Origin of the sequence: Nocardia sp. CA-135398, assembly GCF_050955845.1 — a bacterium.
In the GTDB taxonomy this organism is placed as follows: domain Bacteria; phylum Actinomycetota; class Actinomycetes; order Mycobacteriales; family Mycobacteriaceae; genus Nocardia.
In genome coordinates this window covers 2,971,468-2,996,187 of the sequence record NZ_CP192084.1, presented here as the reverse complement: position 1 = coordinate 2,996,187, position 24,720 = coordinate 2,971,468, and the positions used below count along the sequence as shown (strand labels likewise).

Genomic DNA, 24,720 nt, shown 5'->3' with positions numbered 1-24,720 from the left:
CGCGGGACGATCCCATCCCGCGACGCCACCGCAGCCGAGCAGCAGCCCACAACTTTCCGATTTCGCCGGACGCGCTATCGCTGAAACCATCGCTGTCCGAACGGCATTCGAACCACGGTCCGGACGGCCGGCGCTCCCTAGCTCGGCCGCCCCAGGCTCGCCGACACCGCCTTCGCCGCGCGCTCGCCCGACGTAGCCGCGTCGGCGAGCGATGGCAGATCGAGCTGATAGTCGCCGGCGAGGTAGATGTTTCCGAGCGGGTCGCGCAACGTCGGGAGTGTGTTGCGCCGCCCGGGCGCCCAGAACGGCACTACCCGACGGTGCCGGCGCAGAATGCCCTGCCCTACCTTCCCTTCCAGCTCGGGCAACACGGTGAGCAGGTCGTCGGTGAATCGCGAGACGATCTCGTCGTCGGGCAGATCGAGCAATGCGTCGGCCTTGCCGCCACCGGCGAAACAGGCCAGAGCGCCGCCCGGCTTACGATCGCTGCCGGTGCGCAGCGCCGCGGCGTGGTTGAACACCGCCTGGAACGACAGCTGCGGCGTGGAAATGGCGAAGTACTTGTCCCAGCGCTGCGGCCCGACCTCGTCGGTGAAGAAGCCGACGACGACGTACCGTCCGTAGGTGATGTCGTCGAACGCGTTGCGGTACCGCTGTGGGAGGTCCGGGATGATCCGCTCGCAGATATCGGCGGGCGCGGTCACGATCGCGCGCCGGGCCCGCAACCGCGCCGGACGATCGCCGGCGAGGTAGTCGACGACGACGCCGTCACCGTCACTGCGCAGCGACTGCACCACCGAGTTCAGCCTGATGCGGGCACCGAGATCTTCGGTCAGCACGTCGGTCAGCGTCTGGTTGCCACCGGCGGGCAGCGAGAAGTTCGGGATCTTCTCGGGGTCGGCCAATGCCATGCCGACCGAGGTGACGAACTGGGTGGCGGCCGTCTCGTCCAGGTCGCATCCCATCCACTGCGCCGACCACGACCGGACCACGGAGCGAGCCAGCTCCGAGCGGACTCCCTTCAGCAGATACGACGCGAGCTTGGTGTCGAGCCGGGCGCGAACCCGTTGGGCAAGACGGCTTTGCGATTCGAGGAACGGTGTCGCGGCGAGAATGCGCGAACCGACCAGGGCCAAGCCGAAACGATCCAGCATTGTCATCCGGGTGCGGAACATGAGCGCAAAAGGATTCGAGGTGTCGACCGTCCCGCCGTTGAGGTGCAGCGCGATGCTCTTGCCGGCAAGCGAACCCATCTCGATGCCGTGCCGATCGAGGGTGTCGATCAACGTGCCGGTGCCCTCGGTGAATTGGGTGCCGACGTTGATCCAGTAATCGCCCTGCCGGACGGTGTCGACTCGTCCGCCCGTGCGATCGGTGGACTCGAGGACAACCATGTCGGTGTGCCGCCCGAGCGTCGTCGCCGCTGTCAATCCCGCCATTCCCGCGCCCACGACGACTACTTCGGTAGTCTCGTCGGCCGCATCGTGCGTCTCCATGTGGACTCCTTACTCTGGGTTCTCGAAAGAAAAGATCTGGTGAACGCGGACCCGGCGCCGTCCCTACCGGTTTCTCGCAGCTCGAGCGGTAGCCGAAGCGCCGGCACCGACGGCCTGGGCGTCGACGCGCTTGTTGTGCGCGTCGAATGCCCGGTAGGCGCGGAAGTACGCGAGCATCTGCAGGCCCCACGTGGCCAGCGCGAAGATGTAGAAGATCGTGTGCTCGGAATCGTCGCCCGGGATGTGCACGAAGTCGTAGATCGCGGCGATGACGAATGCGCAGGCAGTGGCAACGGCGGCCCACACGGCGTGTCCGTGCTCGCCGATGTTCCACAGGCGCTTGACGAAGTAGATCAGGAACATCGTGGTGAGGACGTTGACCACGATGTAGAAGATCTTGCCGGGGGTGCCGATCTCCTCGGCGAACGTGCTGAGGACGAAGCCCACCACGGCCGCGAGCGCGAAGACGCCGATGTCCACCGCCGCGGAAGGCTTGTATCGGTGGGTGACCTTCATCAGTCCGAGGACCAGGATCAGCGTGATGCCGATGGACCGGGAGAAGGCGTCCAGGAAGTACGCGAATGCGTACATCGGGCTGTCGTGACCCGCTCGGATGAGGCCGTAGATCAGGAAGTTCGTCCCCGACGTCGCGACGATGATCCACTCGATGCCGAGCAGGTAGTTCTTGTAGTTCCGGATAAATGCGATCCCGCAGGTGAATCCGACGGCGATCATCCAGATGTCCGACACCGCGAAGAGCAGTTCTCTGATGGACATGATTTCTCCTAGGAAGCTGACATCAGCCGACCGGCGGCGATGGTCGTTTTATTTCGTCTCGTCTGCGGGGACGACCGCGGTGCCGCGAGCGCGCACGGCGACCAGGGGCGGCTGCAGGACCTGCGCGCGGCCGGTGTCATCGGAGCCGCGGCAGATCACGCGGAGCTGGAAATCGACTGTGCGGCTGCGGTTTCCCTTCTCCACCAGAGTCGCTTCGACCTCGACCACGTCGCCGCCCCGAACCGGGGCGAGGAACTCGACGGACGAGTAGCCGGCGAACAGGCCCTCGTGGCCGTCCAGCTCGATCGACAGATTCGTGCCGACGTCGCCGAAGAGCTTCAAGGCGTAGGCGCCGTCGACGAGGTTGCCCGCGTAGTGCGCGTCGGAGAAGGCGACGTAGCGCCGATGGATTGCGCTACTCATGCGATCTCCAGGTGGATCGGGCCGAGGGTGCGGGATTGCGCTTCGCCGTCGATCGCGACGCCGGGGTAACCGCGCTTGGCAATCTCGGTGCACATGCGGCGGTACTTGCCGACACCGCCCACGTAACCCATGAACGTGTTGGGTTTGCCGTCGATATTGGAGCCGCGATACCAGGAGTCAGTCGTGGCGTACAGCGTGGGGCCGACGGTCTCCTCGGTGACGTTCACCCACTCCTGCTCGGCCTCGGCGGTGGCCTCGATCACCGTGGCGCCGGTCTCGCGGGTGTGCTCGATGAGGTCGGCGATCCAGTCGACGGCCTGCTCGATCGTCACCACCACGTTGCTCACCAACGCGGGGCTCAGCGGACCGCCCACCATGAAGAAATTGGGGAAGTCCGCGGCCATGATTCCGAGGTAGGAGCGGATGCCGTCGTGCCAGGCCTCCTGCAACTTCGTGCCGGACGCGCCGGTGAGGTTGAGCCCGTACAGCGGGCCGGTGAAGGCGTCGAATCCAATGGCAAGCACAATGGCGTCCACCTCATAGGTGCCCGCCGCGGTGACGATCGCGTTCTCGGTCATCGTCTCGATCGGCTCGTCCCGCAACGACACCAGCGACACGTTCGGCCGGTTGTAGGTCTCGTAGTAGTCGGTACCGAAGACGCTGCGCTTGGCGCCCAGCGGGTGGTATTTCGGCACCAGCAGCTCGGCCGTGGCCGGATCTTTCACGATCTCCCGGATCTTGTCATGGATGAACTCGGACGCGGTCCGGTTGGCCTCGGCGTCGGTGAGCAGGTCGACGAACTCGGCGCCGACCCCCAGAAAGCCGCTGCGCTCATAGGCCTCCTCGTAGCGCCGCCGGCGCTCCTCGTCCGACACGTCGAAGGCCTTATCCGTGACGGGCCGATCGGGGATGCCGCCGGGCGAGTGCCTGCACTCCTCACGGATCGCGGCATAGTCGCCCTTGATGGCATCGACCTGCGCGGGAGCGAGTTCGGCGTTGCGAGCAGGCATCACATAGTTCGGGGTGCGCTGGAACACCGTGAGGTGTTCGGCGACCTCCGCGATCAGCGGAATCGCCTGCACCCCAGACGATCCGGTGCCGATTACGGCGACGCGCTTGCCGGCGAGGTCGTCGAGCGAGATATTCCATCGGCTGGTCGACACCTGCAGGCCGGTGAAATTCTCGAGACCCGGCACATCGAAATCTTTCGGGGTGGACAGGCCACCCGCACCCGAGATCAGGTATCGGCTGCGGCGCGTCTCACCGTTGTCCAGCCGCACTTCCCACAGCCGGTCGCCCGCGTTCCACGTCGCGCCGACCACCCGGGTGTTGAACGTGAAGTGCTTGCGCAGGTCGAAACGATCGGCGACATGCTCGAGATAGCGGAGGATCTCGGCCTGCGGCGCGAACCGCTGACTCCAGGTCCATTCCTGCTGCAGCGCCTCGTCGAACGAATACGAGTAGTAGATGCTTTCGACGTCGCAGCGGGCACCCGGATAGGTGTTCCAGAACCACGTGCCGCCGACGCTGGGGCCGGCCTCGAAGCCCGCGAAGGTCCACTCGGCGGTGGTGAGCCGGTACGAGAGGTAGAGACCGGTAAAGCCGGCGCCGACGCCGATGACGTCGACGACCCCGGCATCCGAGGTGGTGGTGGAGTTCATGGAGATTGCTGCTTTCGTCCGAAGTAGTCACATGACTCGATCAATTGACTTAGTTGCTAGTAGACCAGTGGTCCCAGTCACAGTCAAGGGGCGGCCGCGAAAGTGGTCACGATCGGCACAGCGGAGTTCGGGCGGATCGATCAACCATGCACCGGGTTGACCTGCGGCGTTTGTTCAATAGCCTCCAGTCGCCCGACTTAGTCGACTGACTGCAAAGTTCAGGTAGCGGTTCGAGAAGGTCGCCGACCGATCGCTGACCGACCGACGGGGACCTTCTCAGGTATTCGAACGCCACAACCACGGCCAACTGGACGGGAGCGAGGCGTGCCGACCGCGCAGACGAGGAACGCTGGCGCATTCTGCGGCCGCTCCGCCGCTCGACATGTGCACATTCGAATCCGGCTGGGCGGCATGGCTTTCGCCTCTCGCGCCGCCGAATGTGGCTACATGACAGAAGCCTTCAAAACGGCCGCGCATCAACAATTCCGGCGCGTATCGATTTCGGCCGATCCCCTTGACACCTGAATGTTGCCGCCGTCACACTGCTTTCACTTAACGAATGATCGTTAAGTCGCCGCGGGATCCCACACGGTCATCCCCTTCCTGCGGCTCCTCCTTCGACAGGCAACCCGCCGCAGCGGGACATCGAGCCGTTGTCGAAACCACTCCCTGAGAAAGCGAACTCGCATGAAGTACAACCGAATTGCAGCATCGATAGCGAGCGGGACCGCGGTCGTCGGACTCGCGTACGGACCGGCCCACGCCAGTTCGGACCAGCCCGGCGCTACGCAGCCGACCGAGCCCGTCGCATCTCTGCATACAAACCTCGCACCCGGTGTCGACTACACCGGGAACGCCGGCGACAGTTCCGTTTTCATCACTACGCCGTTCGGTTCGCTGACGACGAGGGGCGGCCAGTTTCAGGTGCTCGACCAGGACGGCAGGTACGTCGCCGGCCAGCCACTGTCCCAAGGGGCAGATCCCGCGGAATGGCCGATGGCTGCCCGCCCGCAAGCGAGCCAGGCCTCGAGTTTGCCTGGGCCGCAACAGAACAGCGACACCGAGCAGGGTGCCGCGTCCTCGTTTGCGGCCGCTGCGGCCCCCGCACCGAATCGGCAGATCGACGCCGACGCCGACTTCAACGCGGCATTGGGCCAAGCCGCGGTGCAATTCGGTCTCGCCACCGGTGTCGGAACACTGGCAGGCGGTGTGGTCGGCATGGGCCTCGGTTGTGTGGGCGGCGCGCTGACCGGCGGCTTCCTCGCCATTCCGACGGGGCCGATCGCGGCCCCGGCAGCGGCACTCGGCTGCATTATGGGCGCCTCCCTTGGGGCCGGCATCGGCGGCGTGACCGGTGCCGCACTGCTCGGAATTCCGGTCGGCGTCGCCAGCGCGGTCCAGATGTACAACTCGTTGCATGCGGCCGGCGACATCTGAGGCCAAGTCGTCGACCACGAGCCCCGAGACACACTGGCAAGGTCTCGGGGCTCGTCTCATATCATCGAGTGCGGTCCGCGCGCTTCGTCATCTGCTGTCAGCTCAGGTAGTTTGCGAGGCAAAGCGTTGCCGCAGTTCGGTTTTGCGGAATTTGCCGGTAGCCGTTCGGGGAATCTCCGGCAGATATTCGAACCTGTCCGGTATCTGCCATTTGGCGTAATGGGCGGACAAATGTTGTTTCAATTCGTCAGGATGCACCGACATTCCGTCACGGATCACGACTGCCGCGAGGGGACGTTCTCCCCACCGCTCGTCCGGCACAGCAATCACGGCGGCCTCGGCCACAGCCGGGTGGCCCATCAACCGGTTTTCCAGATCCACCGACGAAATCCACTCACCTCCGGACTTGACCAGGTCCTTGGCGCGGTCACAGATGCGGATGCACCCGTGTTCGTCGATACGCACGATGTCCCCGGTTCGGAACCAGCCGTCGGCGGTGAAACTGTCACTGCCTCTGCCGTTGTGGTAGGCCGACGCTACCCACGGGCCGCGGATCTCCAACTCTCCCATCGCGGAATCATCCCGTTCGATCGGACGCCCGTCGTCGTCGACCGCGCGAATTTCGACCAGCGGAACCGGGGTGCCTTGCCGGATCCGATACTCGTACTGCGCATCCGAGCCCTGTTCATCGAGCCCGACCGGCAGGCGGCTCACCGTCCCCAGCGGCGCTGTTTCGGTCATACCCCACGCCTGGATCACACGGAGACCGTGCTGGTCGTAGCCTTCGATCAGCGCCCGTGAGACCGCCGCACCTCCGACGATCAGCCGATCCAAGCACGTCAGGTCCCACCGTTGTGGTTCCGCGTCGAGGGCGGCCAGCATGCCCATCCACACGGTCGGCACTCCTGCCGTCATCGTGACTCGTTCTCGAACCAGCAGGTCGAGGATGCTGTGCGGGTCCAGTAGCGGCCCCGGCAGGACCAGGCGAGCTCCGATCATCGCCGAGGCGTACGGCAAACCCCACGCGTTGGCGTGAAACATGGGCACGACGGGAAGCAGCGTCTCGCGCGCGGACACCCCGAGCGCGTCCGGGAGCGCGGCGGCCAAGGAGTGCAGCACCAGCGCACGATGCGAGTAGACCACTCCTTTGGGGCGCCCCGTCGTTCCCGAGGTGTAGCACATGGCGGCCGCGCTTCTCTCGTCTAGAACCGGCCAACTCATCGGCTCCGCCCGCTCCGCGAGAACGCGGTAGTCCCACATCCCTTGCGGCGCATCATCATTGTGCGTCACCACGACAACGTGCGTGAACCGGTGTATGTGCCGGAAACCCTCGAACACATCCAGCAGTGATTCATCGACAACGATCACCGAATCACCGGCGTCCGCGACGATGAAAGCGAGTTCGTCGGCATGCAGGCGCGGATTGAGGGTATGAACCACCGCGCCCATAGCCGGCACCGCCAAGTAGATCTCCAGATGCTCGACCTGGTTCCACAGCAGCGTGGCCACTCGGTCACCGGCTGCGACGCCCAAGCCCGCCAGTGCCGTGGCCACCCGCCTGGCCTGTTGCACACACGCCGCCATCGTCGTCCGGGTGAGACTGCCGTCCGGACGTCGTGAGACGACATCGACGTCGTGGAACAGCTGCGCGCGCTCGACGACAGCGGTCAATGTCAGCGGATAGTCGTCCATCGTCAAGGCGTTGAACATTGTTGCTCTTCAGCTCTTTTCAGGTCAGCGGAGCATCTCGGCACTCCGGATCAATTGTTCGGCATCGCAAATGATTGACTCGACGCGCTCGTCGACCGAGGCGATGTCGTGGATGAATGCGAGACAAGGCGGAACGGCTCCGCCGGCAGAGTCGGCTCGTCAGCCGATCCGGAGCATCCCGCGAACTAGCTGCCAGTAGTGATCGGCGACGTCTGCCACTGTCAGCACACCATCGGGCCGGTACCAGTTCAGCACCCCGTCGCAGAGTGTCGTGACCGCGAATGTGGTGGTGGTCAGGCCGGCCTCGCTGTCGATCCCGCTCACCTCGGCGATGCGCCCACGCACCAGCTCGTAGTACGCCCGCCGAGCATCGTGCAGCAGTTGGCGTTCTTCTCCGGGGAGGAATCGGTCGGTTGCCTGCGAGTTCAACAGCAGATCGTGGGCTCGGGCCAGTTGCGCGTGTTCGAGTTGGTAGGTGACGTGTCGGCCGACCGTCTCGCCGAGGCGCGCCTCAGCGTCGACAGCCTCGCCCGGCGCGGATATCCGGGCAGTGCGCGCAGCATCGCCTCCGAGAGAATGGCTTCTTTCGATCGGAAGTGGCTGTAGATCCCCGGCGGTTTGATCCCGACCGCACCCGCGAGATCCCGAACGGTACAGGCCTCGAAGCCGCGCTGCGCGAACAAACCCATCGCGACCTCGAGGATGCGTTCGCGGGTGTCGGATCGGCCGAGCGATGGTGTCGTTTCCTCGATACACCGATCCATTTGTTCGATCAGCGCATGGATGCGGGAGACAGCGGCGGCATCCGCGCCTTCCGACTCGGCGGCGACCACTTTGCCTGCTGCAGTGGCCAATTCGGAATCCCTTCGAGCGAACGACCATTCGTTCGCTCGACTCTACCCCGGTTCATCAGAGCGGAAGATCCGGCGAATCGACGCCGACCACCCGATCACCGCAGAAGACCCGCACCGACTCTGCGGGGCCGTGACCACCGATTCCCGCCGAGCCCCAGAAGCTCTGCGCGGAGTCGTCGCCGAGATCGGCGAGCTTGGCGCCGTTGATCCGCACCTCGCCGGACAACACTCGCGCGCCGATGTCGATGGCTCGGTCGGTGTCACTGCCGAAAACATAGGCGTCCAAGCCGGACGGGTTCGCGTTCGCAACGCGAAGCGCCTCCTCGTCGGAATCGACGGCGTGCAGGGACACGACCGGACCGAACAGTTCCGCAGTGGCCTCCGATCCACCGATACCAGCTGCGATGGTCGGAGAAAGGAAGAATCCCCCGAGCTCGGGCAGCCGAGCCGGCTGGTGAATGCTTGCGCCCTTGGCACGAAGTTCCTCGATCCGATGCCGCAGGGTGGCGAAGTGGGGTGCGTTCGAGATCGGGCCCAGCTCGACGCTGTCGTCCAGCGAATGACCGGTCGCGATTTTCGCGATCCGCTCGGTCAATGCTTCCAGTAGGGGCTGAACCAGACTGCGGTGCGCCAGCACCTTGCCAGGTCCTTCACACCACTGGCCGTTGAGCTTGGTCATACCTTCGAAGATGCCGTCCGCCGCGACGTCGATGTCCGCGTCGTCGAGGACCAGCGCCGGGTTGTTGCCGCCGAGCTCCAATTGGAGGACCTTGAAGTCCTCGGCCGCGGCCCGTGCGATCGCGCGCCCGGCTTGCGGGCCGCCGGTGAACGACACGATCTTCACCCGGCGATCTCCGGTGATCGCGGCCCCGACCTCGCCGCGTCCGTGCACGAGTTGCAGTGTCCCACTGGGCAATCCGGCTTCCACGAAGCATTCGACAATGAGCTGCGCGCTGCTCGGTGCGTGTTCCGACGGCTTCAGGATCACCGGGCATCCGGCCGCGACCGCACTCACCACCTTGGCCGCCGGAATGAAGCTGGGACCGTTCCACGGCGTGAGGATCGCCGCGGGTCCCCACGGGATCTTGTGCAAGCGGACGTCTCGGCCGCCGGCTGCCAGGGCGCGCACCCGCGGAATGATCCGCAGGTCCGAGGCTGTCGCCCGGATACGGGCGGGCAGGAAGGCCGCCGCCTTCCTGGTGTCGCGAATCGGAACTCCGCTTGTCATGGCATCGGTTCGCGCGATGTCCTCGACGCGCCCCTCGATGAGGTCGGCAACGCGCTCCAAGATCTCCGCGCGCTCCTTCCGAGCGGCATCGTCCCAGCGTCCGATGCTGTAGGAACGCTCGGCGTGGGCGAGTGCCCGTTCGACATCACGGTCGCTGGTCGTGACGGATCGGTGCAGATGCTCGCGGGTGTTGGGGTCGACGTTCCATTCACCCGGGATCGTGTCGCATTCGATCCAGCTGTCGGCGATGTAGTTGACCGGCTCAGGAATCGACATGGTCGAGTTCGTCATTCGATAGCACCTCTACATTCGGGATTCGGCTTGGCGCATGGGTATCCAGGCCGTCGTTACTGCTCCAGATCGACTACGACGCGGGTGACATCACCGGACCGCATCGCCTCGAAGCCCTTGTTGATCTCACCGAACGGGATCACCTGCGTCACCATCTCGTCGAGCAGCAACCGCCCCTGCAGATAGAGCTGCGCGAGCTGCGTGATGTCCCGATGCACCTGCCCCGAGCCCATGTACGACCCGATCAGGCGCTTCTCGCCGAAGAAGAAGTCCGACGCGGGCAGCCTCAGCTCGGTGCCGTCCGGCGCGATGCCCACCAGGCATGCGGTACCGGTCGGCCGCAGCACCGCCAGCGCCGTGGCAGCGGTGCGGGCGGACCCGACGGCCTCGAACGAGTAGTCGACCCCGTCACCCAGCACGTTCCGGATCTCGGTGGCGACATCTTCGACGCCGCCGTTGACCACATGCGTCGCGCCGTAACTGCGCGATGCCTCCAGCCGTGCCTCGTCGAGATCGATCGCGACGATGGCGGAAGCGCCGGCGAGCCTGGCGCCCTGGATGATGGCCGATCCGACGCCGCCGCATCCGATCACCGCGACGGTGCTGCCCGGGCGCACCCGTGCACCGCGGAACACCGCCCCGACACCCGTGATGATGCAGCACGACAGCAGACATCCCAGGTGCAGCGGCACCTCGTCGGGCACCTTCACCAGTGCGTTGTCCCGCATCAGGATGTGCCGCGAGAATGCGCCGATGTCGCCGAGCCGCTCGACCGGCCGCCCGCCGGGCAGCTGGAACGCGGGCCGGGGCCGGTGACGGATCTCGGCGACGCGCTGACACTGTGTCGCGCGGCCGGCTTCACAATTGACGCAGCGGCCGCAGGACGGCGTGAGGGCACCGACGACCCGGTCCCCCGGGCGCAGTCCGGTCACCGCCGAACCGACGGCCTCGACCACGCCCGCCACCTCGTGGCCCACGACCACCGGTAGCCCGGTATGCACCGTTCCGGTCATGTAGTGCAGATCGCTGTGACACAGACCCACGTTCGAGACCGCGACACGTACTTCCGTGGGCTCGGGGTCGTCCACCTGAATCGTGGTGATCTCGAGCGGTTCGCCGACCGCGGTGAGTACGGCGGCTTCGGTATTGATCATGGTCTGTCCAATCGGTTGTTCTTGTGCGCAAACGGTTGTGCGTTGCCCTGACCCCGGTCTTGCTGCGCGGCCCAGAAGTCCGCGACACCCGAACTGAAAACTCCGCTTTCCCAAGACTTTTGCGCTGCGCGGTCCTCGCGGGCGAAGGCGGACTCGATCTCGTCGGGCGCCGGCCGCAAGAGGGCGAGGTGGAGCGCGGTCGTGTTGTTTTCCGGGGTCCACTCCACGACCACCTCGATCGCCCGGTCGAGCAGTCGATCGGGGGCGACGATTTCGTCGAGGAGCCCGATCCGCAAAGCCTCCTCGGCGACGATCCGCGGCGATCCCAGAACCATTCGCATCGCGTGGTTGCGGACGAGGCGGGCCAGCAACACGCTCGACGCGTTCGAGATGGTGATCCCGCGACCGTTCTCCGGCTGGAAGTACTCGGTGGCTGGCGTCCCGATCCGAGCATCGCAGCACAGCGTGATCTCCGAGGCGCCGCCGACCGCGATCCCGTTCACCGCGGCGATAACAGGAACCTTTGTTTCCAGGATTGCCCGAGTGATGTCGTGGAATGTCTCGACCGCTGCTCGGAGGTCCGCGTACGACGTCGGTGGCGTCTGGAGGTCTTCGCCCGCTGAAAATGCACGCCCGGCCCCGGTCAGGACGATCCCGCGCACGCGGTCGCCGGTGCCGAACTCCCGGATCGCGCTCGCCAGCCGCAGCCGGGTGGCGACATTCATCGCGTTCAGTTTCTCCGGGCGACGCAGGGTCAGGACGGCGACATCCCGTTCGACTCGGGTGTCGAGGAAGTGCGTCGTTGGGGCGCTCATGCGCGCGGCCCGTTTTCGCGCAGGTCGTACACGATTCCCGGGTTCTCGGCGGCGCGCGCGGTGAGCGCCGGCTTCGACACGCGTTCGGAAGGCGTTCGAGGAAAGTCGTCGACGAATTCGACGTAGCGAGGCACCTTGAAACGAGCCAGCTCCCGACGCGCTCGCTCGATGATCCGCGCGGCGGTCGAGCGCTCGGCAGGGACGCCGGCGGCGAGCCGGATGTAGGCCTTGACCTCTTCACCGAAGGTCTCGTCGGGTTCGCCGAGTACCGCCGCGGAGACGACCGCGTCGTCCTTTTCCAGGACTGCCTCGACTTCGGCGCTCGCGATGTTCTCCCCGCCCCGGCGAACCATGTCCTTGATCCGGCCGACGAGGTGGTAGCGGCCATCGGAGCGACGGACGACGACATCGCCGGTGTGCAACCAGCCATCGCGCAGCGTACGGCCGGTGGCCTCGGCGCGGTTCCAGTAGCCGAGCATCATCGGCTTGCCCGACACGATCAGCTCACCGGGTTCGCCGTCCGGAACGTCGCTGCCGTCCGCGTCCACCACCCGCGCCCGCTTCGTCGGTACCGGACGTCCGAGGTTCCCGCTCCCCACATCGTCCGTATCTTCCGGAAGACCGACCAGGTCGGAACCCGACTCGGTCAGCCCGTAGATCTCCCGCCACGGCGCCCCCCAACGGTCCTCGAGACGCTGATGCAACGCCGCCGGAATTCCCGAACACATGACGAGCCGCAGGTCGTTGTCCAGGTCGTCGGTGCTCGGTGGCTGCTTGAACAGCAGGGTGGGCATGGCGCCGAGTACATAGGTGAACGTCGCCCGATGGCGCCGCACATCGGCGAAGAACCCCGATGCCGAGAAGCGCGGCAACACGACAAGCGGTGCACCGATTGTCAAGGCCAGAGCGGTGTTCCACTGCGGATCGATGTAGGAGAACGGCTGCGCGGTGAGCAGGACATCGTCGGCATGCAGACCGGCGGCCGCCGCACAGACCCAGCCCAACCTGACCCAGTAGTCGTGGGTGAGCATGCATGCCTTGGGAAAGCCGGTGGTTCCGGAGGTGTATTGCAGGTTCGCGAGGGTGTCGCCGGTGATCCGGACATCCGGAGCCTGGTCCAGAAAGTGCTCGGAGCCGTCCGCGGCGATGTCGACGATGCGCAGGCCCGCCAGATCCGCCTCTGCCTGTGCTACTTCGCCGAGCAGGCCCAGCTTCTCCCCTTCGGAGAACACGACGCGGGCACCCGAGTCACGAAGGACGAAGGTCAGGTCCGCCCTGCGATAGGACGAGTTCACCGGCACCGTCACGGCGCCGGCCTTCAGCGTCGCCAGCCAGACAACCGGCCAGTGCACGACATTGGGGAGCATGATCGCGACCCGGTCACCGGGCGCGATGCCGTCGACCTCGATGAGCCGATGCGCCAGGCGCGACGTCCACGCGTCGATCCGGCCGAACGTCCACGACTCGTCCCCGAAGCGGAGGAACTCTCGATCCGGCGATGTCCGTGCACACGTCGACAAGAGTTCGATCAACGTGGCCGACGCCGGATCTTCCCCCATGCGGTCGCGGGCGACCGCCGGCCGCCGGACCACGTCCCGGGTCGATTCGATTGCGTTCACAGTCTCTCCTCGCAGTGTGATGCCGGCCATAACGCTAGCGCAATCATAGTCATCTGATCAAGCCAAATGACTAACTCGGCGCTGAATCGCCGCATTCGCAGACTGATAAACGATCATGGGCAGTGATATTGTCGAAATAGACTTGATCATCCGCCCAACTATTTCAGGAGGCAGCAGTGGCACGGATCCCTGCGGCTGAGCGACGCAACGACCTCGTCAACGCGGCCATTCAGGTGATCGCTACCCACGGAGTCGACGGCGCCACCACGCGTCGCATCGCCGAACAGGCCGACGCTCCGCTGGCGACACTGCACTACTGCTTCGCCTCGAAAGAGCTCCTGTTCGCGGCGGTCTTCGAGCGAGTAGCCGCGGAGTACCAGGAGGTCATCGTCCGCAGCGAGGTCCGCGGCGACGTGGCAACCACCGCCCGGGAACTGCTGCGGGGCGCGATGACCTGGTATCTGGACTCCACAGCCTTCGCCGCCGCGACCATCGAACTCATCAGCTGGGCACAACGCCAAGGCGGCAACTCGGCCGCCGTCGTCTACAACCAGGCATTCGCCGTCCTGCGGTCAATTCTGGGCAAGGCGAACAGCGACCAGGCGCTCGACGCTGAAACGATCGATGAAATCAGCTACATCGTCGCGGCGCTGTCCGACGGATTCGCACTGAACTGGCTCACCTTCGGTGATCGCGAGGCGGCCGCCAGGCAGGTGGATACGAGTATCGCCGTGCTCGACGCGTGGCTGGCCACGAAACTCGCGTCCCCGGCCTCGGCGGAGCAGCGGGCACCCGAACCCGTCCAGCCGAAGACGGGAATGAGCTCGTTGATCTCCTGGGTGAACGTCGGCTGAGCGGGCCGAGATACGTCGTTCCGACTACCCATGTAGCGTCCGGGCAACGGACCGGGCCGGCACTCCGAAAAGCGGTACCGGCCCGGAATTCCACTGCGGCAGAATAGCTCTCGATCCCCCGCCGCCTGACGGCAAATGGCCTCTCTCACAGGCTCTGGCCGACGCACAGACGCCTGGCCGCTTCGTCGACGACCCAATGGAGAGCCCGGTCATCCCGCTTCATCCACTCCGGGTGCCACTGCACACCCAGGACGGCAGCACCGGGAAGTTCGATCGACTCGACGACGCCGTCCGCGGTCCGGCCCGTGACCACCAGGCCGTCGCCGCAGGCATCGACGGCCTGGTGGTGCCACGAGTTCGTGACCGCGCGGTCTCCGAACAGCGCCTGCGCGACCGATCCGGGTTCGAATGACACCACGTGATCGGGTCCGCCGTCGGTGAGCGCGAACCGCTCCGACAGATGCCGCACCGGTCCCGCCGGGAGATCGGCGATCAGCGTGCCACCCCGCGCGACGTTCAGCACCTGCAGACCACGGCACACGCCGAGGACCGGGATATCGCTATCGATGGCCGCGCGCACCAGCGCTATCTCGTACGCATCCCTTTCCGGGTCGTGCACCATCGGATCCGACCGCGCATCGACCGCACGGACCACCGACAGATCACCACCCCAGCAACGCGGATGGACGTCCTGACCACCGGTGATGACCAGCCCGCTCAGCCAATGACAGACCGCGGCCGGATCGGCGTCATAGGGCAGCAGCACCGGAACACCGCCGGCTCGCGCGATCCGGTCCGAGAAGTCGGACATGAAGGCGTCGGTGAGACGGTCCGCATATCGGGGGTCCAGTCCGTTCACCAGTCCGAGCCGGAACCGCCGGCCGGTAATACCGATGAGCGGGCGCACGGCACCCGAGATCTCGCGCACCACGGTCACGGGAACTCGAAGTAGCGCGCGGACTCCCATTCCGAGAGTTCGGCGAACGGGTCGCCGCCGCCGGTGTGGAACTGCATCCACTCCCATCGGCGAGTGCCGATCCAGTAGTCGACGAACTCGTCGCCCAGCAGCTCCCGCAGGATGGGGTCGGCGTCGAGCGCATCGGCGGCCTTGGTGATGGTGTCGGGCAGTCGCTTGATTCCCGGCGGCATGCACCAGGCCATGTCCGACACCGGCTCCGGCGGCTCGATGCGGCGCTCGAGACCGGCGATCACACCGGCCAGCACGCCCGCGGTGGCGAGATACAGGTTCGCATCCGCGCCAGGGACTCGGTACTCGAGCCGCGAATAGTCGCGATGCCCGCACACGGCACGGACCGCGGTCGTCTTGTTGCTGATGCCCCAGCTGACGGTCACCGGCGGACCACTGAGGTCCACCAGCCGACGGTATGAGGTGATCTGCGGGAGCACGATCGAGGTGTTGCCCTCCAGCGTCGCGAGCAGACCGCCGATGGCGTGGCGCATCGTCTCCGATGGCCCGTCCTCGGCATAGAACACGTTGACGCCGTCGCGTTGCAGCGACAGATTGATGTGCGAGGCCTGCCCGTAACCCGCGGTCGGCTTGGCCATGAACGTGACCGAGTGCCCCTGTTCGAACGCGACCTCACGCATGACCTGGCGCGTCCGCGCCCAGGCGTCGCAGACCGCGATCGGGTCGCCCGGAACCAGGTTCAGTTCCACCTGCCCGGCCGCGTCCTCGTCGCTCCACGCCTCCCATTCGATGCCGACTTCGTCGAGGCGCCGGGCCACCGCGGTCATGTAGTCGATCCAGTCTTTCGACTTCGCGAGGTGGTACGCGGTGCCGGCGGACCCACCGAGCGGAGTCAGGTCGCGGTAGCCGCGGGCCCGGGCTTCCCCGATCGATTCCGAGAAAAGAGTCGCCTCGATCTCGACGGCGATGGTCGCGGTGTAGTTCAGAGTTGCGAGGCGGTCGACCATCTTCCGCACCAGGTTGCGCGGACAGATCGGGACCGGCGTGCCGTCCTTCAGCCAGTAGTCACCGATCACCGATTCCAGGCCGGGTTCCCACTCGACCAGGGTCGCCATGTCCGGTTTGAAGCTGACATCGTCGAGATGTCCACGCCAGTGCGGGTAGGCGAAACCCAGGCTCGGAAGGTTGCCGAGGTCGAGTCCGAACAGCAGGTCGGCGAAATTGAATCCGGACTGCGATCCCGAGTCGAACTTCTTCGGCGAGACGTTCTTACCGAGGAAACATCCCTCGTGATTGGTGGCCTCGAGCCGGACCGCGCGGGTCTCGGAATTCCGGCCGCCGTATACGGAGGAAGCAGTGAGCTCAGACATCGAAACGAACCTTCCAGGACGCGCCCGTCATGACGGACAGTTGAGAAAGGGTGCCCTGAATTCCGAGAGCACCGGTGGCCAAGGTCGCGAACAGATCGTCCGCACCGGAAAACACCCCGGCCAGCGTCTCCGGTGCACCGGCGATCACATAGTGGGTCTCCCCCTCACCGAAGACGGCCTGCTCCACTCCCTCTGGCCCTTCGGTGACAGCGATGAGCATGTCCGGAATTGCCGGGACCGAACGCGATACGGTCCAGAAGTGCTCGGCGGCCGCGCGCCAATCGGGTAGCGGCGGCATCAACGCAGCCAGCACATCGGTGACCAGATCCTGGTCACCGACCGGATCACCGACCGGGGCGAACCTGGCGTTTAGGTCGACGGTGATGATGGCATCGGGCTCGATGACGACACCGCTCGACACCTCGACAACGCCGTCGGCGAAAGCGATCGTCGCAGCCTGAGGCGTGTCGTGTGAGCGGATTACCGCCGTCGCGGCGGATCGTCGCAACGCCGACAGCGCATGGCCGCCGCGTGCGGAATCTCGCAGGGTCCGGCCGATCAGCCGGACGATCGGCGTGGCATCGTCCTCGATCCGTATGTCGACGCCGCCGGCCGCGCCGGCGTTCGGCACCACGCGGTCGATCGTGGTTTCGGTCATCTTCCAGTCCTTTCGACTACGCGAGATCGCGTGGCGCCGGAAGGCGATCGCTGCAGACCTCGAGTGAAACGCAACCTTCATAGTCAGTTGTCTGGGTCACGTGACTATGATGGTGAGGCACACGTCACTCGTTGTCAACAACTCGAAGGACCGGGATGAACCCATCGACATCCGCATACGGGAATTTGCTGGACCCTGACGCGTGGGCAGCCGCGCAGGTTATCGCCGCGACGCTGCCGAAGCCGATCCGCGAACTGGGGCCCGAGACTGCCCGAGAGCTGCTCGCGACACGGCCGCGCGAACACCCCATCACGGCGATCGACCGGGTCGAGAACCTTGAAATACCTTCCCGCGCCGGCATTGTGGGAGCTCGGCTCTATCGAGCCACCTCCGCGGCAGATGCTCCCGCCCTGCTCTATATGCACGGCGGAGGGTTCATCCTCGGCACCCTGGACGGCGTCGATGAGCTCTGCCGCGCCATCGCAGCTCGGACTGGTTTCGTCGTCGTCTCCCTCGATTATCGGCTCGCACCCGAAAATCCGTATCCGGCCGCACTCGAGGACTGCTTCGACGCGTACCTGTGGCTCCGCGAGCACGCGGTCGCCCTGCATATCGACCCCGACAGCATCGCGGTCGGCGGCGATTCCGCCGGCGGCGCTCTCGCCGCGGGACTGTGCCTCGCGCTTCGCGACGGCAAGCTGCCGCTGCCGATATCCCAGGTGCTCGCGTACCCACCTGTAGACGACTCCTTCGCCGCCCCTTCATGGACAGAGTTCGCCGATGCGCCGCTACTGACCAGTGCCGATGCGAAATGGCTCATCGAGCAGTACCGCGGGCCCGACTATCGGGACCAGGTCGATCCCCTCGCGGCGCCGATGCGCGCGGAGTCGCTGCACAGCCTGCCGCCGGCCCTGATTCTCACCGCGGAAGTCGATCCGATCCGTGACGACGCGGAGGTGTACGCGGCGCGCTTGCACCGTGACGGCGTCGCGGTCACGACGATCCGCTACCCGGGTGTGTTCCACGGCTTCTTCACCGAAGTCGGCGTGTTCACCAAGACCGAGCAGGCGATCGAGGACGTGTGCGACTACCTGCGCCGACTCACCCGCCCATGACACTGCCGATGCGGCAGTCCGGACCGATCCCATTCGGCTGTCGAAGCCCGCAGACCGACATCGCCAGCTTGTCGGTCATATGTCGGCAAGGCGGCGTACCACGTCGGCCGATCGACGCGGAAGAGGTTTCGTAGCGCGGCCGACCGACGCAGATCCGCCAGATTCCACCGCGGGACGTTTCGGTCTCCGGACAGTCGGTCGGCCCGAGTCGGTTGCGGTGCGTCGGCCGCTCTCGAAGAACCGTGCGCTGCAGCGTTTTCCGCGCCTTTCGGCGCGCTCCTTCCGCGGTAGTGGTCGCATATTCGAGAAGTTGTGCATCTGATCAAGTTCTAGAAACCCCAGCTAGATACCTTCATCGCGCGATTTCCGCTCTCTCGTTTTGCAAAGAGTTGGTCGAATACCTTGATCATATGACTATGTAGCTTCTAGTGTATGGCGCGGATCACAACTCGGTGCCGCGACTGCAGGCAAGTGTGCGGATGAGGCGGCCGGTTTCTATGGAGAATCAACATGACTGAGATCAATGAAACGACCGGCGTCTGCCCGGATTCGAATGCTCGCAGCGCGCCGCCGAGAGGGGTGCTGATCGGCGTCGGCGCCCTGATGGTGACCCTGACCAATGCGATCATCTTCGTCCTGCCGCCACTGCTGCCGATCATCCAGGCGCAGTACGGTCTCGCCACGGTTTCCGAGACCACATGGATCTACACCGTGCTCACATTGGGCGGCGGGGCGGGCTTCATCCTGCTGCCGCGACTGGCCGACGTATTCGGCGATCGCAACGCGACCGCGTTCGCCGCCGGCTGCCTCACGCTCGGAGCGCTCGTCCCAGCCGTCGGCGATTCCTACCCGGCGCTCCTCATCGGATCCGCACTCATGGGAATCGGCGGGGCGGCTCAGCTGCTGCCGCTGGGATTTCTCCGGCGAAACTTGGCCGACAACGGGGTCGCGACGGCGGTCAAGGTCCTGGTCGTCGCCACCGGCCTCGGCATCGTCGTCGGCATGATCGGCGGCGGTCTGATCGTCGAGTACCTGTCGTTGCGTAGCTTCTTCTGCATCCTCACCGCGGCCTTCGCGGCGACGACCGTCGTATCGTTCGTCGTCGTTCCGCACAGTCCGCCGGCGGAGCCTACCGGCCGGATCGGCGTGTTGGGCACGGTGTGGATGATCGCCTGGGTTGCGGCGCTGCTGCTGGCTCTGACCCAAGGCTTGGTGTGGGGGGCAGCGGCGTTCATTCCGCTGGTCGTCGGCGTCGTCGGTGGCGCCCTGTGGGTGCGGGTCGAACGCAGGTCCTCGGCGGCCGTATTCGACGTCGCCATGCTGAAGTCGCCCTTCGTCACCGCGGCGAGCGTGTCGATCGCGTTGTTCGCGGCGGTGAACGCGGCGTTCCTGTTGCTGCTCAGCACCTACAGCCAGGTCGATCCCGATTCGCTTTCCCCGTCGGACGCGTATGGGCTCGGCCTCTCCGCGCTGCAAACCGGCTTGCTCATGGTGCCGTTCGCCGTGCTGTTCAGGGTCGGTGGCCGCGTGGCCGAGGGCCCGATCGCGAAGGGACGTGCTTCCCATGTCTTCGTGGTGGGAGCACTCATCTGTGTGGCGGGACTGGTCTGGCTGGCGCTCGCCGACGACCACCCGTGGCAGCACCTCGTCGGCGCCGGCGTGCTGGGACTCGGATGCAGCATGGGATACGCGGCCGGCTTCACCGTGGTGCAGATCGCAGTGCCCGAAGAGAAGGCCGGAATGGCCGCCGGCGTAGCCGGCACCTCCATGGCGGTCGGCTTCGCATTCGGCACGGCGCTGATCACCGGCGTTCTGAGCGCCTCGGTGGTCCTCGTTCCCGGAACAGACATCAGCGTCGCCCGAAAGGGCTTGTACGGCACGAGCTACTGGATCGCGGCCGTCCTCGCCGCACTTGTCCTAGTGACTGTGCTGATCTCACGCGGACGTAGCCGCCGGCGTGTCGAAGTGGCCGTGTCCTAGCCCAGCGACAACCCAAAAACGAGGGATCAGCGAAATGAACACGGATAACGTGGAATACACCACCTTCACCGGATGGATCGAACCACCGAATGATGTCCGCACGGCCTTGAAGGAGGACATCACCTGTGAGGTAGCAGTCGTTGGCGGCGGTCTCAGCGGCATGTCGACGGCGTTGCGACTGGCGGAGCGTGGTCGCTACGTGGTGTTGCTGGAGGCCGAATTTTGTGGGCACGGCGCCAGCTCCCGCAATGCGGGACAGCTGGCAGGTGCCCCCGGCGGAGATATTCAGCTCTTGAACCTCCTCTACCGAAAGAAGCTGCCCAGCATCGTGCAATTCGCGGATCACGCCGAGCATCACGTCGAAAATCTGATCAAGACACACGACATCGACTGTGAGTTCGAATCGACCGGCAACGTCGGCGTGGCGGTCTCGCGGGGACAGATGGGGCGCGCGCGTCGCGTCGCCAAGATTCTGCAGCGGGCCGGTGCCGAAGCCGAGTATGGCACGAGCACAGAGTTGGGCATCCCTCGTGGATTTCTCGGTGGGATGCGCGAGGCCACCGGCGGAATAATGAATCCGGGCAAGTTCACCATGGGTGTGCGACGAGCCGTACTCTCTTCCGGCGCTCGGGTTTTCGAACAGACACCGGTCTCCGACGTCACCCGAGAAGGCGGGCACGTCGTCATCCGTACGCCCGGCGGTGTGGTGCGTGCCGACACGGTCGTGCTCGCGACGAACGCTTACGGTGGCGAGCTGGCAATCACTCCCGAGCACCTGTCCGTGCCCATCTGGGTCGTCGAGGTGGAGACCGAGCCGATCGATCCCGCGCGTTTGGCCGCGCTGGGCTGGGCCAGTCGCGCCGGGCTGTTCACACAGCACAACTTTATGGAGAATTACCGGCTGACCTCGCGGAACACGATCGTGTTCGGGGTTCGCCGGATCGAACGAGGAAAAGCGGGCCCGTTGCCGACGAAGGAGCCGGATCCGGGGCTCGTCGCCGAACTGGCACGCGCCTTCGCGACACGATTCCCGGCACTGGCCGACGTTTCGGTCGCTCGGGCGTGGGGCGGCTGGATCGCGATCACCTCCTCATGGCTGCCGCTCGCCGGTCGGGTCGATGACAACGTCTTCTACTCGATCGCCTGCAATGGCCACGGATTGGCCCAGGCGCCCTACCTCGGGTCACTCATCGCGGACCTGATCGTCGACGGTGAGCAACACGAGGATCTGGCGGCCCTGTGGCAGCGGAAGCCGAAGTTCCCGCGCCCGATGATGATGGGCGCCCTAGGGCTACGCACCATTTGGGCCATCGACCGGTTCAACGATCTGGTCAACGGGAGCCGGCGTAACGCTCGGCGAGGCTCGGCGCCGGTCAGCTGAACGAGCGAGAACGTGTGGCGTCCAGGACTCGCCGCCCTATCGACTCGGGTAGGGCGTCGCGATGCCGGCGCTCCCCCATTTCCGAGGCTCGTGGCCTGCCCTGTGGATCGTGGTGTCCTCGCGCGATCGCCAGCCGGCGATGGCGGCCTGGAGCGGCTGGGCAAGAAGCGCTAGACCGTCGGCCGGATGTTCTGGTTGAGGTGGAAGACGTTGGCCGGGTCGTAGCTGTTCTTCAGCGCGGTCAGCCGGGCCAGCTTGGCGGGTGGGAAGGCGCGGCTGACGCTCTCGCCGTTGAGCGTATTGACGTAGGCGCCGCCGGCGTAGGGGTCGAGGGTGGTGGCGTAAGCGCGGATCGTGGCGATCTGTTCGGCGTCGTCGGCGGGGTCCTCCCAGCGGGTGGCGGTGACGAACTCGAACAGGGTGTCGCGGTGGCTGAAGGCGGCGTCGTCGTCGGGAACCTCGGCGATCGCGCCGCCGTACGCCTGCAGGCTGGCGCCGACGCCGGGGTTGCGGAGCAGGGCGCGGATCGCCTCGTCGGGCAGGGACTTGAAGTAGTGGCCCTTCCAGTAGCGGCGGAATCGATGTCCTTGCACGCTGTCTTCGCGGCTCTGCAGGGTCAGGTAGGACAGCTCCTCGATGTTCTCGGCAACTATCGTGCCGAGCTCGCGGAAGGCCGCGATCAGCTCGGCGCCCTCGTCCGGGTCGCCGACCCAGACGAAGCCGATGGTCAGTTCCTGGCCGCGGATGCTTGCGGTGCAGGTGGCCTGGCGGGGTGCGGAAGCGTTCAGGTCGCGCCAACCTCGCAGCACGGCGAAGGCATCTTCCCAGGCGTAGGTGAATTCGGCGACGAGGGTGCGGGTGCCGATGTGGTGCAAGCGGAACTCGAACAAGGTGACGATGCCGAAGTTGCCGCCACCACCGCGCAGTCCCCAGAACAGCTCGGGGTTCTCGGTAGCGCTCGCTGTCACGATGTCGCCGGCGGCGGTCACGAGTTCGTAGGAGGCCACGTTGTCGCAGGCGAGCCCGAACTGCCGGGCGAGCCAGCCCATCCCGCCGCCGAGGGTGAGGCCGCCGACGCCGGTGTGCGACACATTGCCGGCCGTGGTAGCCAGGCCGTATTCCTGCGCGGCGCGATCCAGTTCGCCGAGGAGGGCGCCGCCCTGGATCCAGGCGAGCTGCCGCTCGGGGTCGACGCGGACCGCGTTCATCGGCGTCAGGTCGATCATCAGCCCGCCCTCGGGTACGGCGATTCCGGCGATGTTGTGGCCGCCGCAGCGGACAGCGATCTCCAGGTTCCTGTCCTGGGCGAAGCGGACCGCCGCCGCGACGTCCGCGGTGCTGTGACAGCGGGCGATCACGGCCGGGTGGCGGTCGATCATCGCGTTCCAGACCGTTCGCGCCTCGTCGTACCCGGCCTGTCCCGGGTGCAGCAGTTCGAGGGTGAGAGTGGTGGTGGTCATCGCGTACTCCTATAGGAAGTGGTGTGCTCACCACCCTGACAGCGAAGCGGTACTTATATAAGGTCCAGTTCTATGCGTCGTTCCAGGACCAATTCGGGCGCGGTCGAGCTGCTCATCGAGCTCCGGCGCGACTCGTCCGTGCCGCTGCACCAGCAGTTGGAAAGTGCTATCCGGGACCGGATCCGGCAGGGGCTGCTCCGGGCTGACGCGGTGATGCCGGCGACTCGCGCCCTCGCGACGGATCTCGGACTGTCCAGAGGAGTGGTCGTCGAGGCCTACCAGCAGTTGGTGGCCGAGGGATATCTGGTCAGCCGGACCGGCGGTTACACGCAGGTGGCGCCGGCAGCGGCCGCGATTCAGGTGGGGCAGAAGAGCGCGGCGACAACCGGCGGGCCACCCCGAATCGATTTCAAGTACAGCAAGCCGGACGTCTCCCAGTTCCCGCGCGCGGCTTGGTTGCGGTCGATCCGCAAGGTGCTCAACGAGGCGCCGAACAGTAGCCTGGCCTACCTGGACGGGCGCGGCACCACCGAACTCCGTGAGGCCCTGGCCGACTACCTGAACCGGGTCCGCGGTGCGTCGGCGCGGCCGGAGAACATGCTGATCTGCAGCGGATTCGCCCAAGGTTCGCGGCTGCTCCTGCAGGTGCTGGCGGCTGCCGGGTATCGCCGGCTGGCGGTCGAGGACCCGTCCGACAATGAGCTTCGTGACGTCGCGACGAAGGCGGGGCTGGAGACGGTCGGCGTACCGGTGCTGGAGACCGGACTGGATGTGGAGGCGCTCGAGCGGTCGGGAGCCGACATCGTCGTGGTGACCGCGGCCCACCAGTTCCCGACCGGTGCGGTGGCTTCGGCGCAGACGCGGGCCGGGTTGGTCGCGTGGGCCACGAAGCACGATGCCTTGGTCATCGAGGACGACTACGACGCGGAGTACCGGTACGACCGCGAGCCGATCGGCGCCATCCAGGGCCTGGCGCCGGAGTCCGTGGTCTACGCCGGTACGGCGAGCAAGACGCTGGCGCCAGGGCTCCGGCTCGGCTGGCTGATCCTGCCGAGTCGTCTGGTCGAGCCGATGTCGGCGGCCAAGGTGATCGACGATCGCGGCTCGCCGGTGATCGACCAGCTGACCTTCGCCGACTTCGTCGCGCGGGGCGAGTTCGATCGGCATCTGCGCCGGATGCGGCCGCGGTACCGGCAGTTGCGGGACACGCTCGTCGGCCGGCTGGCAGAACAGGTGCCGGACCTCGTGCCGATCGGAGTCTCCGCCGGCCTGCATGTGATGACGTGGCTGCCGCCCGATCTCACCGAGGCCGCTGTGACGAATGCAGCGCTGGAACGCGGCCTCGGGGTCTATGGCCTGGCGCCCTACTGGGTGGAGAAGGCGGGACCGGAAGGTCTGGTCTTCGGGTACGGCAGCCTGACCCAACCGGCCGTTGCCGAGGGCATCGACCTGCTCGCCGATGCCATCGGCTCCCTCCGCCGCCAGTAGCCCCCGCGGTCGTCTACCGCG

At 66.0% G+C, this 24,720-nt stretch carries 21 protein-coding genes; 6 read left to right on the top strand and 15 right to left on the bottom strand.

Annotation, left to right across the window (positions count from 1 at the left end; genetic code table 11):
• Nucleotides 1-137: 137 nt before the first annotated feature.
• From ACQP1T_RS13070 to ACQP1T_RS13055, 4 genes are all read right to left on the bottom strand, one after another.
• Nucleotides 138-1,496, bottom strand: a complete 1,359-nt coding sequence (locus ACQP1T_RS13070) for a flavin monoamine oxidase family protein (protein ID WP_433760277.1) — start codon at nucleotides 1,494-1,496, stop codon at nucleotides 138-140.
• A 63-nt stretch (nucleotides 1,497-1,559) separates the two neighbouring features.
• Entirely contained in the window at nucleotides 1,560-2,273 is a 714-nt protein-coding gene (locus ACQP1T_RS13065) for a transporter (protein WP_433760275.1), read from the bottom strand.
• Nucleotides 2,274-2,321: 48 nt separating this feature from the next.
• A complete protein-coding gene (locus tag ACQP1T_RS13060; protein ID WP_433760273.1) occupies nucleotides 2,322-2,696 on the bottom strand; it encodes a hotdog domain-containing protein in 375 nt (124 codons plus the stop codon).
• Nucleotides 2,693-4,357 carry a flavin-containing monooxygenase gene (locus tag ACQP1T_RS13055; RefSeq protein WP_433760271.1) on the bottom strand — a complete coding sequence of 555 codons (1,665 nt, stop codon included), beginning with the start codon at nucleotides 4,355-4,357 and terminating at the stop codon, nucleotides 2,693-2,695. Before ACQP1T_RS13055 ends, ACQP1T_RS13060 begins: the two co-directional genes overlap by 4 nt.
• Before the next feature lie 996 nt (nucleotides 4,358-5,353).
• Here ACQP1T_RS13055 and ACQP1T_RS13050 point away from each other — a divergent pair.
• Entirely contained in the window at nucleotides 5,354-5,794 is a 441-nt protein-coding gene (locus ACQP1T_RS13050; RefSeq protein ID WP_433760270.1) for a hypothetical protein, read from the top strand.
• 102 nt (nucleotides 5,795-5,896) lie between these two features.
• On the opposite strand, the gene ACQP1T_RS13045 is transcribed toward ACQP1T_RS13050, so the two are convergent.
• The 7 genes from ACQP1T_RS13045 to ACQP1T_RS13015 all read right to left on the bottom strand — a co-directional run bounded on the left by ACQP1T_RS13045 (nucleotide 5,897) and on the right by ACQP1T_RS13015 (nucleotide 13,465).
• On the bottom strand, nucleotides 5,897-7,504 hold the full coding sequence (locus ACQP1T_RS13045) for a long-chain fatty acid--CoA ligase (RefSeq protein WP_433760268.1): 1,608 nt from the start codon (nucleotides 7,502-7,504) through the stop codon (nucleotides 5,897-5,899).
• Between the two features lie 159 nt (nucleotides 7,505-7,663).
• Nucleotides 7,664-8,047, bottom strand: a complete 384-nt coding sequence (locus tag ACQP1T_RS13040; RefSeq protein ID WP_433762181.1) for a hypothetical protein — start codon at nucleotides 8,045-8,047, stop codon at nucleotides 7,664-7,666.
• Complete coding sequence (locus ACQP1T_RS13035; RefSeq protein WP_433760266.1) at nucleotides 7,930-8,358, bottom strand: TetR/AcrR family transcriptional regulator; 429 nt, start codon at nucleotides 8,356-8,358, stop codon at nucleotides 7,930-7,932. The genes ACQP1T_RS13040 and ACQP1T_RS13035 overlap by 118 nt, the downstream gene beginning before the upstream one ends.
• 55 nt (nucleotides 8,359-8,413) lie before the next feature.
• On the bottom strand, nucleotides 8,414-9,877 hold the full coding sequence (locus tag ACQP1T_RS13030; protein WP_433760264.1) for an aldehyde dehydrogenase family protein: 1,464 nt from the start codon (nucleotides 9,875-9,877) through the stop codon (nucleotides 8,414-8,416).
• Between the two features lie 56 nt (nucleotides 9,878-9,933).
• Nucleotides 9,934-11,031 (bottom strand): Zn-dependent alcohol dehydrogenase, encoded by a 1,098-nt coding sequence (locus ACQP1T_RS13025; protein WP_433760262.1) that lies wholly within the window; start codon nucleotides 11,029-11,031, stop codon nucleotides 9,934-9,936.
• Complete coding sequence (locus tag ACQP1T_RS13020; protein ID WP_433760261.1) at nucleotides 11,028-11,846, bottom strand: enoyl-CoA hydratase/isomerase family protein; 819 nt, start codon at nucleotides 11,844-11,846, stop codon at nucleotides 11,028-11,030. The genes ACQP1T_RS13025 and ACQP1T_RS13020 overlap by 4 nt, the downstream gene beginning before the upstream one ends.
• Entirely contained in the window at nucleotides 11,843-13,465 is a 1,623-nt protein-coding gene (locus ACQP1T_RS13015) for a class I adenylate-forming enzyme family protein (RefSeq protein ID WP_433760259.1), read from the bottom strand. The genes ACQP1T_RS13020 and ACQP1T_RS13015 overlap by 4 nt, the downstream gene beginning before the upstream one ends.
• 176 nt (nucleotides 13,466-13,641) lie before the next feature.
• Between ACQP1T_RS13015 and ACQP1T_RS13010 the strand changes: the two genes are divergently transcribed.
• Nucleotides 13,642-14,319 carry a TetR/AcrR family transcriptional regulator gene (locus tag ACQP1T_RS13010; RefSeq protein ID WP_433760258.1) on the top strand — a complete coding sequence of 226 codons (678 nt, stop codon included), beginning with the start codon at nucleotides 13,642-13,644 and terminating at the stop codon, nucleotides 14,317-14,319.
• A 145-nt stretch (nucleotides 14,320-14,464) separates the two neighbouring features.
• Here the strand turns inward: ACQP1T_RS13010 and ACQP1T_RS13005 are convergent, their stop codons facing one another.
• Genes ACQP1T_RS13005 through ACQP1T_RS12995 form a run of 3 tightly spaced genes read right to left on the bottom strand, consistent with a single transcriptional unit; the run spans nucleotide 14,465 to nucleotide 17,275 of the window.
• Nucleotides 14,465-15,256: a gamma-glutamyl-gamma-aminobutyrate hydrolase family protein gene (locus ACQP1T_RS13005; protein ID WP_433760256.1), complete on the bottom strand. Its 792-nt coding sequence runs from the start codon at nucleotides 15,254-15,256 to the stop codon at nucleotides 14,465-14,467.
• On the bottom strand, nucleotides 15,253-16,617 hold the full coding sequence (locus ACQP1T_RS13000) for a glutamine synthetase family protein (protein WP_433760254.1): 1,365 nt from the start codon (nucleotides 16,615-16,617) through the stop codon (nucleotides 15,253-15,255). The genes ACQP1T_RS13005 and ACQP1T_RS13000 overlap by 4 nt, the downstream gene beginning before the upstream one ends.
• Nucleotides 16,610-17,275: a hypothetical protein gene (locus ACQP1T_RS12995; protein ID WP_433760253.1), complete on the bottom strand. Its 666-nt coding sequence runs from the start codon at nucleotides 17,273-17,275 to the stop codon at nucleotides 16,610-16,612. The genes ACQP1T_RS13000 and ACQP1T_RS12995 overlap by 8 nt, the downstream gene beginning before the upstream one ends.
• A gap of 155 nt (nucleotides 17,276-17,430) precedes the next feature.
• On the opposite strand from ACQP1T_RS12995, the gene ACQP1T_RS12990 reads away from it, so the two are divergent.
• The 3 genes from ACQP1T_RS12990 (at nucleotide 17,431) to ACQP1T_RS12980 (ending at nucleotide 21,751) form a co-directional block, all read left to right on the top strand.
• Entirely contained in the window at nucleotides 17,431-18,390 is a 960-nt protein-coding gene (locus ACQP1T_RS12990) for an alpha/beta hydrolase (protein WP_433760251.1), read from the top strand.
• A 579-nt stretch (nucleotides 18,391-18,969) separates the two neighbouring features.
• A complete protein-coding gene (locus ACQP1T_RS12985) occupies nucleotides 18,970-20,370 on the top strand; it encodes an MFS transporter (RefSeq protein WP_433760250.1) in 1,401 nt (466 codons plus the stop codon).
• A 34-nt stretch (nucleotides 20,371-20,404) separates the two neighbouring features.
• Entirely contained in the window at nucleotides 20,405-21,751 is a 1,347-nt protein-coding gene (locus ACQP1T_RS12980) for an NAD(P)/FAD-dependent oxidoreductase (protein ID WP_433760248.1), read from the top strand.
• A 170-nt stretch (nucleotides 21,752-21,921) separates the two neighbouring features.
• Here ACQP1T_RS12980 and ACQP1T_RS12975 read toward each other — a convergent pair whose 3' ends face one another.
• Complete coding sequence (locus tag ACQP1T_RS12975; protein WP_433760247.1) at nucleotides 21,922-23,211, bottom strand: FAD-binding oxidoreductase; 1,290 nt, start codon at nucleotides 23,209-23,211, stop codon at nucleotides 21,922-21,924.
• Between the two features lie 138 nt (nucleotides 23,212-23,349).
• Here ACQP1T_RS12975 and ACQP1T_RS12970 point away from each other — a divergent pair, with 138 nt between their 5' ends.
• Entirely contained in the window at nucleotides 23,350-24,699 is a 1,350-nt protein-coding gene (locus ACQP1T_RS12970; RefSeq protein ID WP_433760245.1) for a PLP-dependent aminotransferase family protein, read from the top strand.
• The last annotated feature ends 21 nt before the right edge of the window (nucleotides 24,700-24,720 follow it).

Excerpts from the sequence above, each read along its gene's own strand:
- ACQP1T_RS13025 (WP_433760262.1), bottom strand. The coding sequence starts at position 11,031 with ATGATCAATACCGAAGCCGCCGTACTCACCGCGGTCGGCGAACCGCTC.
- ACQP1T_RS13045 (WP_433760268.1), bottom strand. The coding sequence starts at position 7,504 with ATGTTCAACGCCTTGACGATGGACGACTATCCGCTGACATTGACCGCT.
- ACQP1T_RS13060 (WP_433760273.1), bottom strand. The coding sequence starts at position 2,696 with ATGAGTAGCGCAATCCATCGGCGCTACGTCGCCTTCTCCGACGCGCAC.
- ACQP1T_RS12975 (WP_433760247.1), bottom strand. The coding sequence starts at position 23,211 with ATGACCACCACCACTCTCACCCTCGAACTGCTGCACCCGGGACAGGCC.
- ACQP1T_RS13020 (WP_433760261.1), bottom strand. The coding sequence starts at position 11,846 with ATGAGCGCCCCAACGACGCACTTCCTCGACACCCGAGTCGAACGGGAT.
- ACQP1T_RS12995 (WP_433760253.1), bottom strand. The coding sequence starts at position 17,275 with ATGACCGAAACCACGATCGACCGCGTGGTGCCGAACGCCGGCGCGGCC.
- ACQP1T_RS13065 (WP_433760275.1), bottom strand. The coding sequence starts at position 2,273 with ATGTCCATCAGAGAACTGCTCTTCGCGGTGTCGGACATCTGGATGATC.
- ACQP1T_RS13030 (WP_433760264.1), bottom strand. The coding sequence starts at position 9,877 with ATGACGAACTCGACCATGTCGATTCCTGAGCCGGTCAACTACATCGCC.
- ACQP1T_RS13055 (WP_433760271.1), bottom strand. The coding sequence starts at position 4,357 with ATGAACTCCACCACCACCTCGGATGCCGGGGTCGTCGACGTCATCGGC.
- ACQP1T_RS13000 (WP_433760254.1), bottom strand. The coding sequence starts at position 16,617 with ATGTCTGAGCTCACTGCTTCCTCCGTATACGGCGGCCGGAATTCCGAG.
- ACQP1T_RS13050 (WP_433760270.1), top strand. The coding sequence starts at position 5,354 with ATGGCTGCCCGCCCGCAAGCGAGCCAGGCCTCGAGTTTGCCTGGGCCG.
- ACQP1T_RS12990 (WP_433760251.1), top strand. The coding sequence starts at position 17,431 with ATGAACCCATCGACATCCGCATACGGGAATTTGCTGGACCCTGACGCG.
- ACQP1T_RS12980 (WP_433760248.1), top strand. The coding sequence starts at position 20,405 with ATGAACACGGATAACGTGGAATACACCACCTTCACCGGATGGATCGAA.
- ACQP1T_RS13070 (WP_433760277.1), bottom strand. The coding sequence starts at position 1,496 with ATGGAGACGCACGATGCGGCCGACGAGACTACCGAAGTAGTCGTCGTG.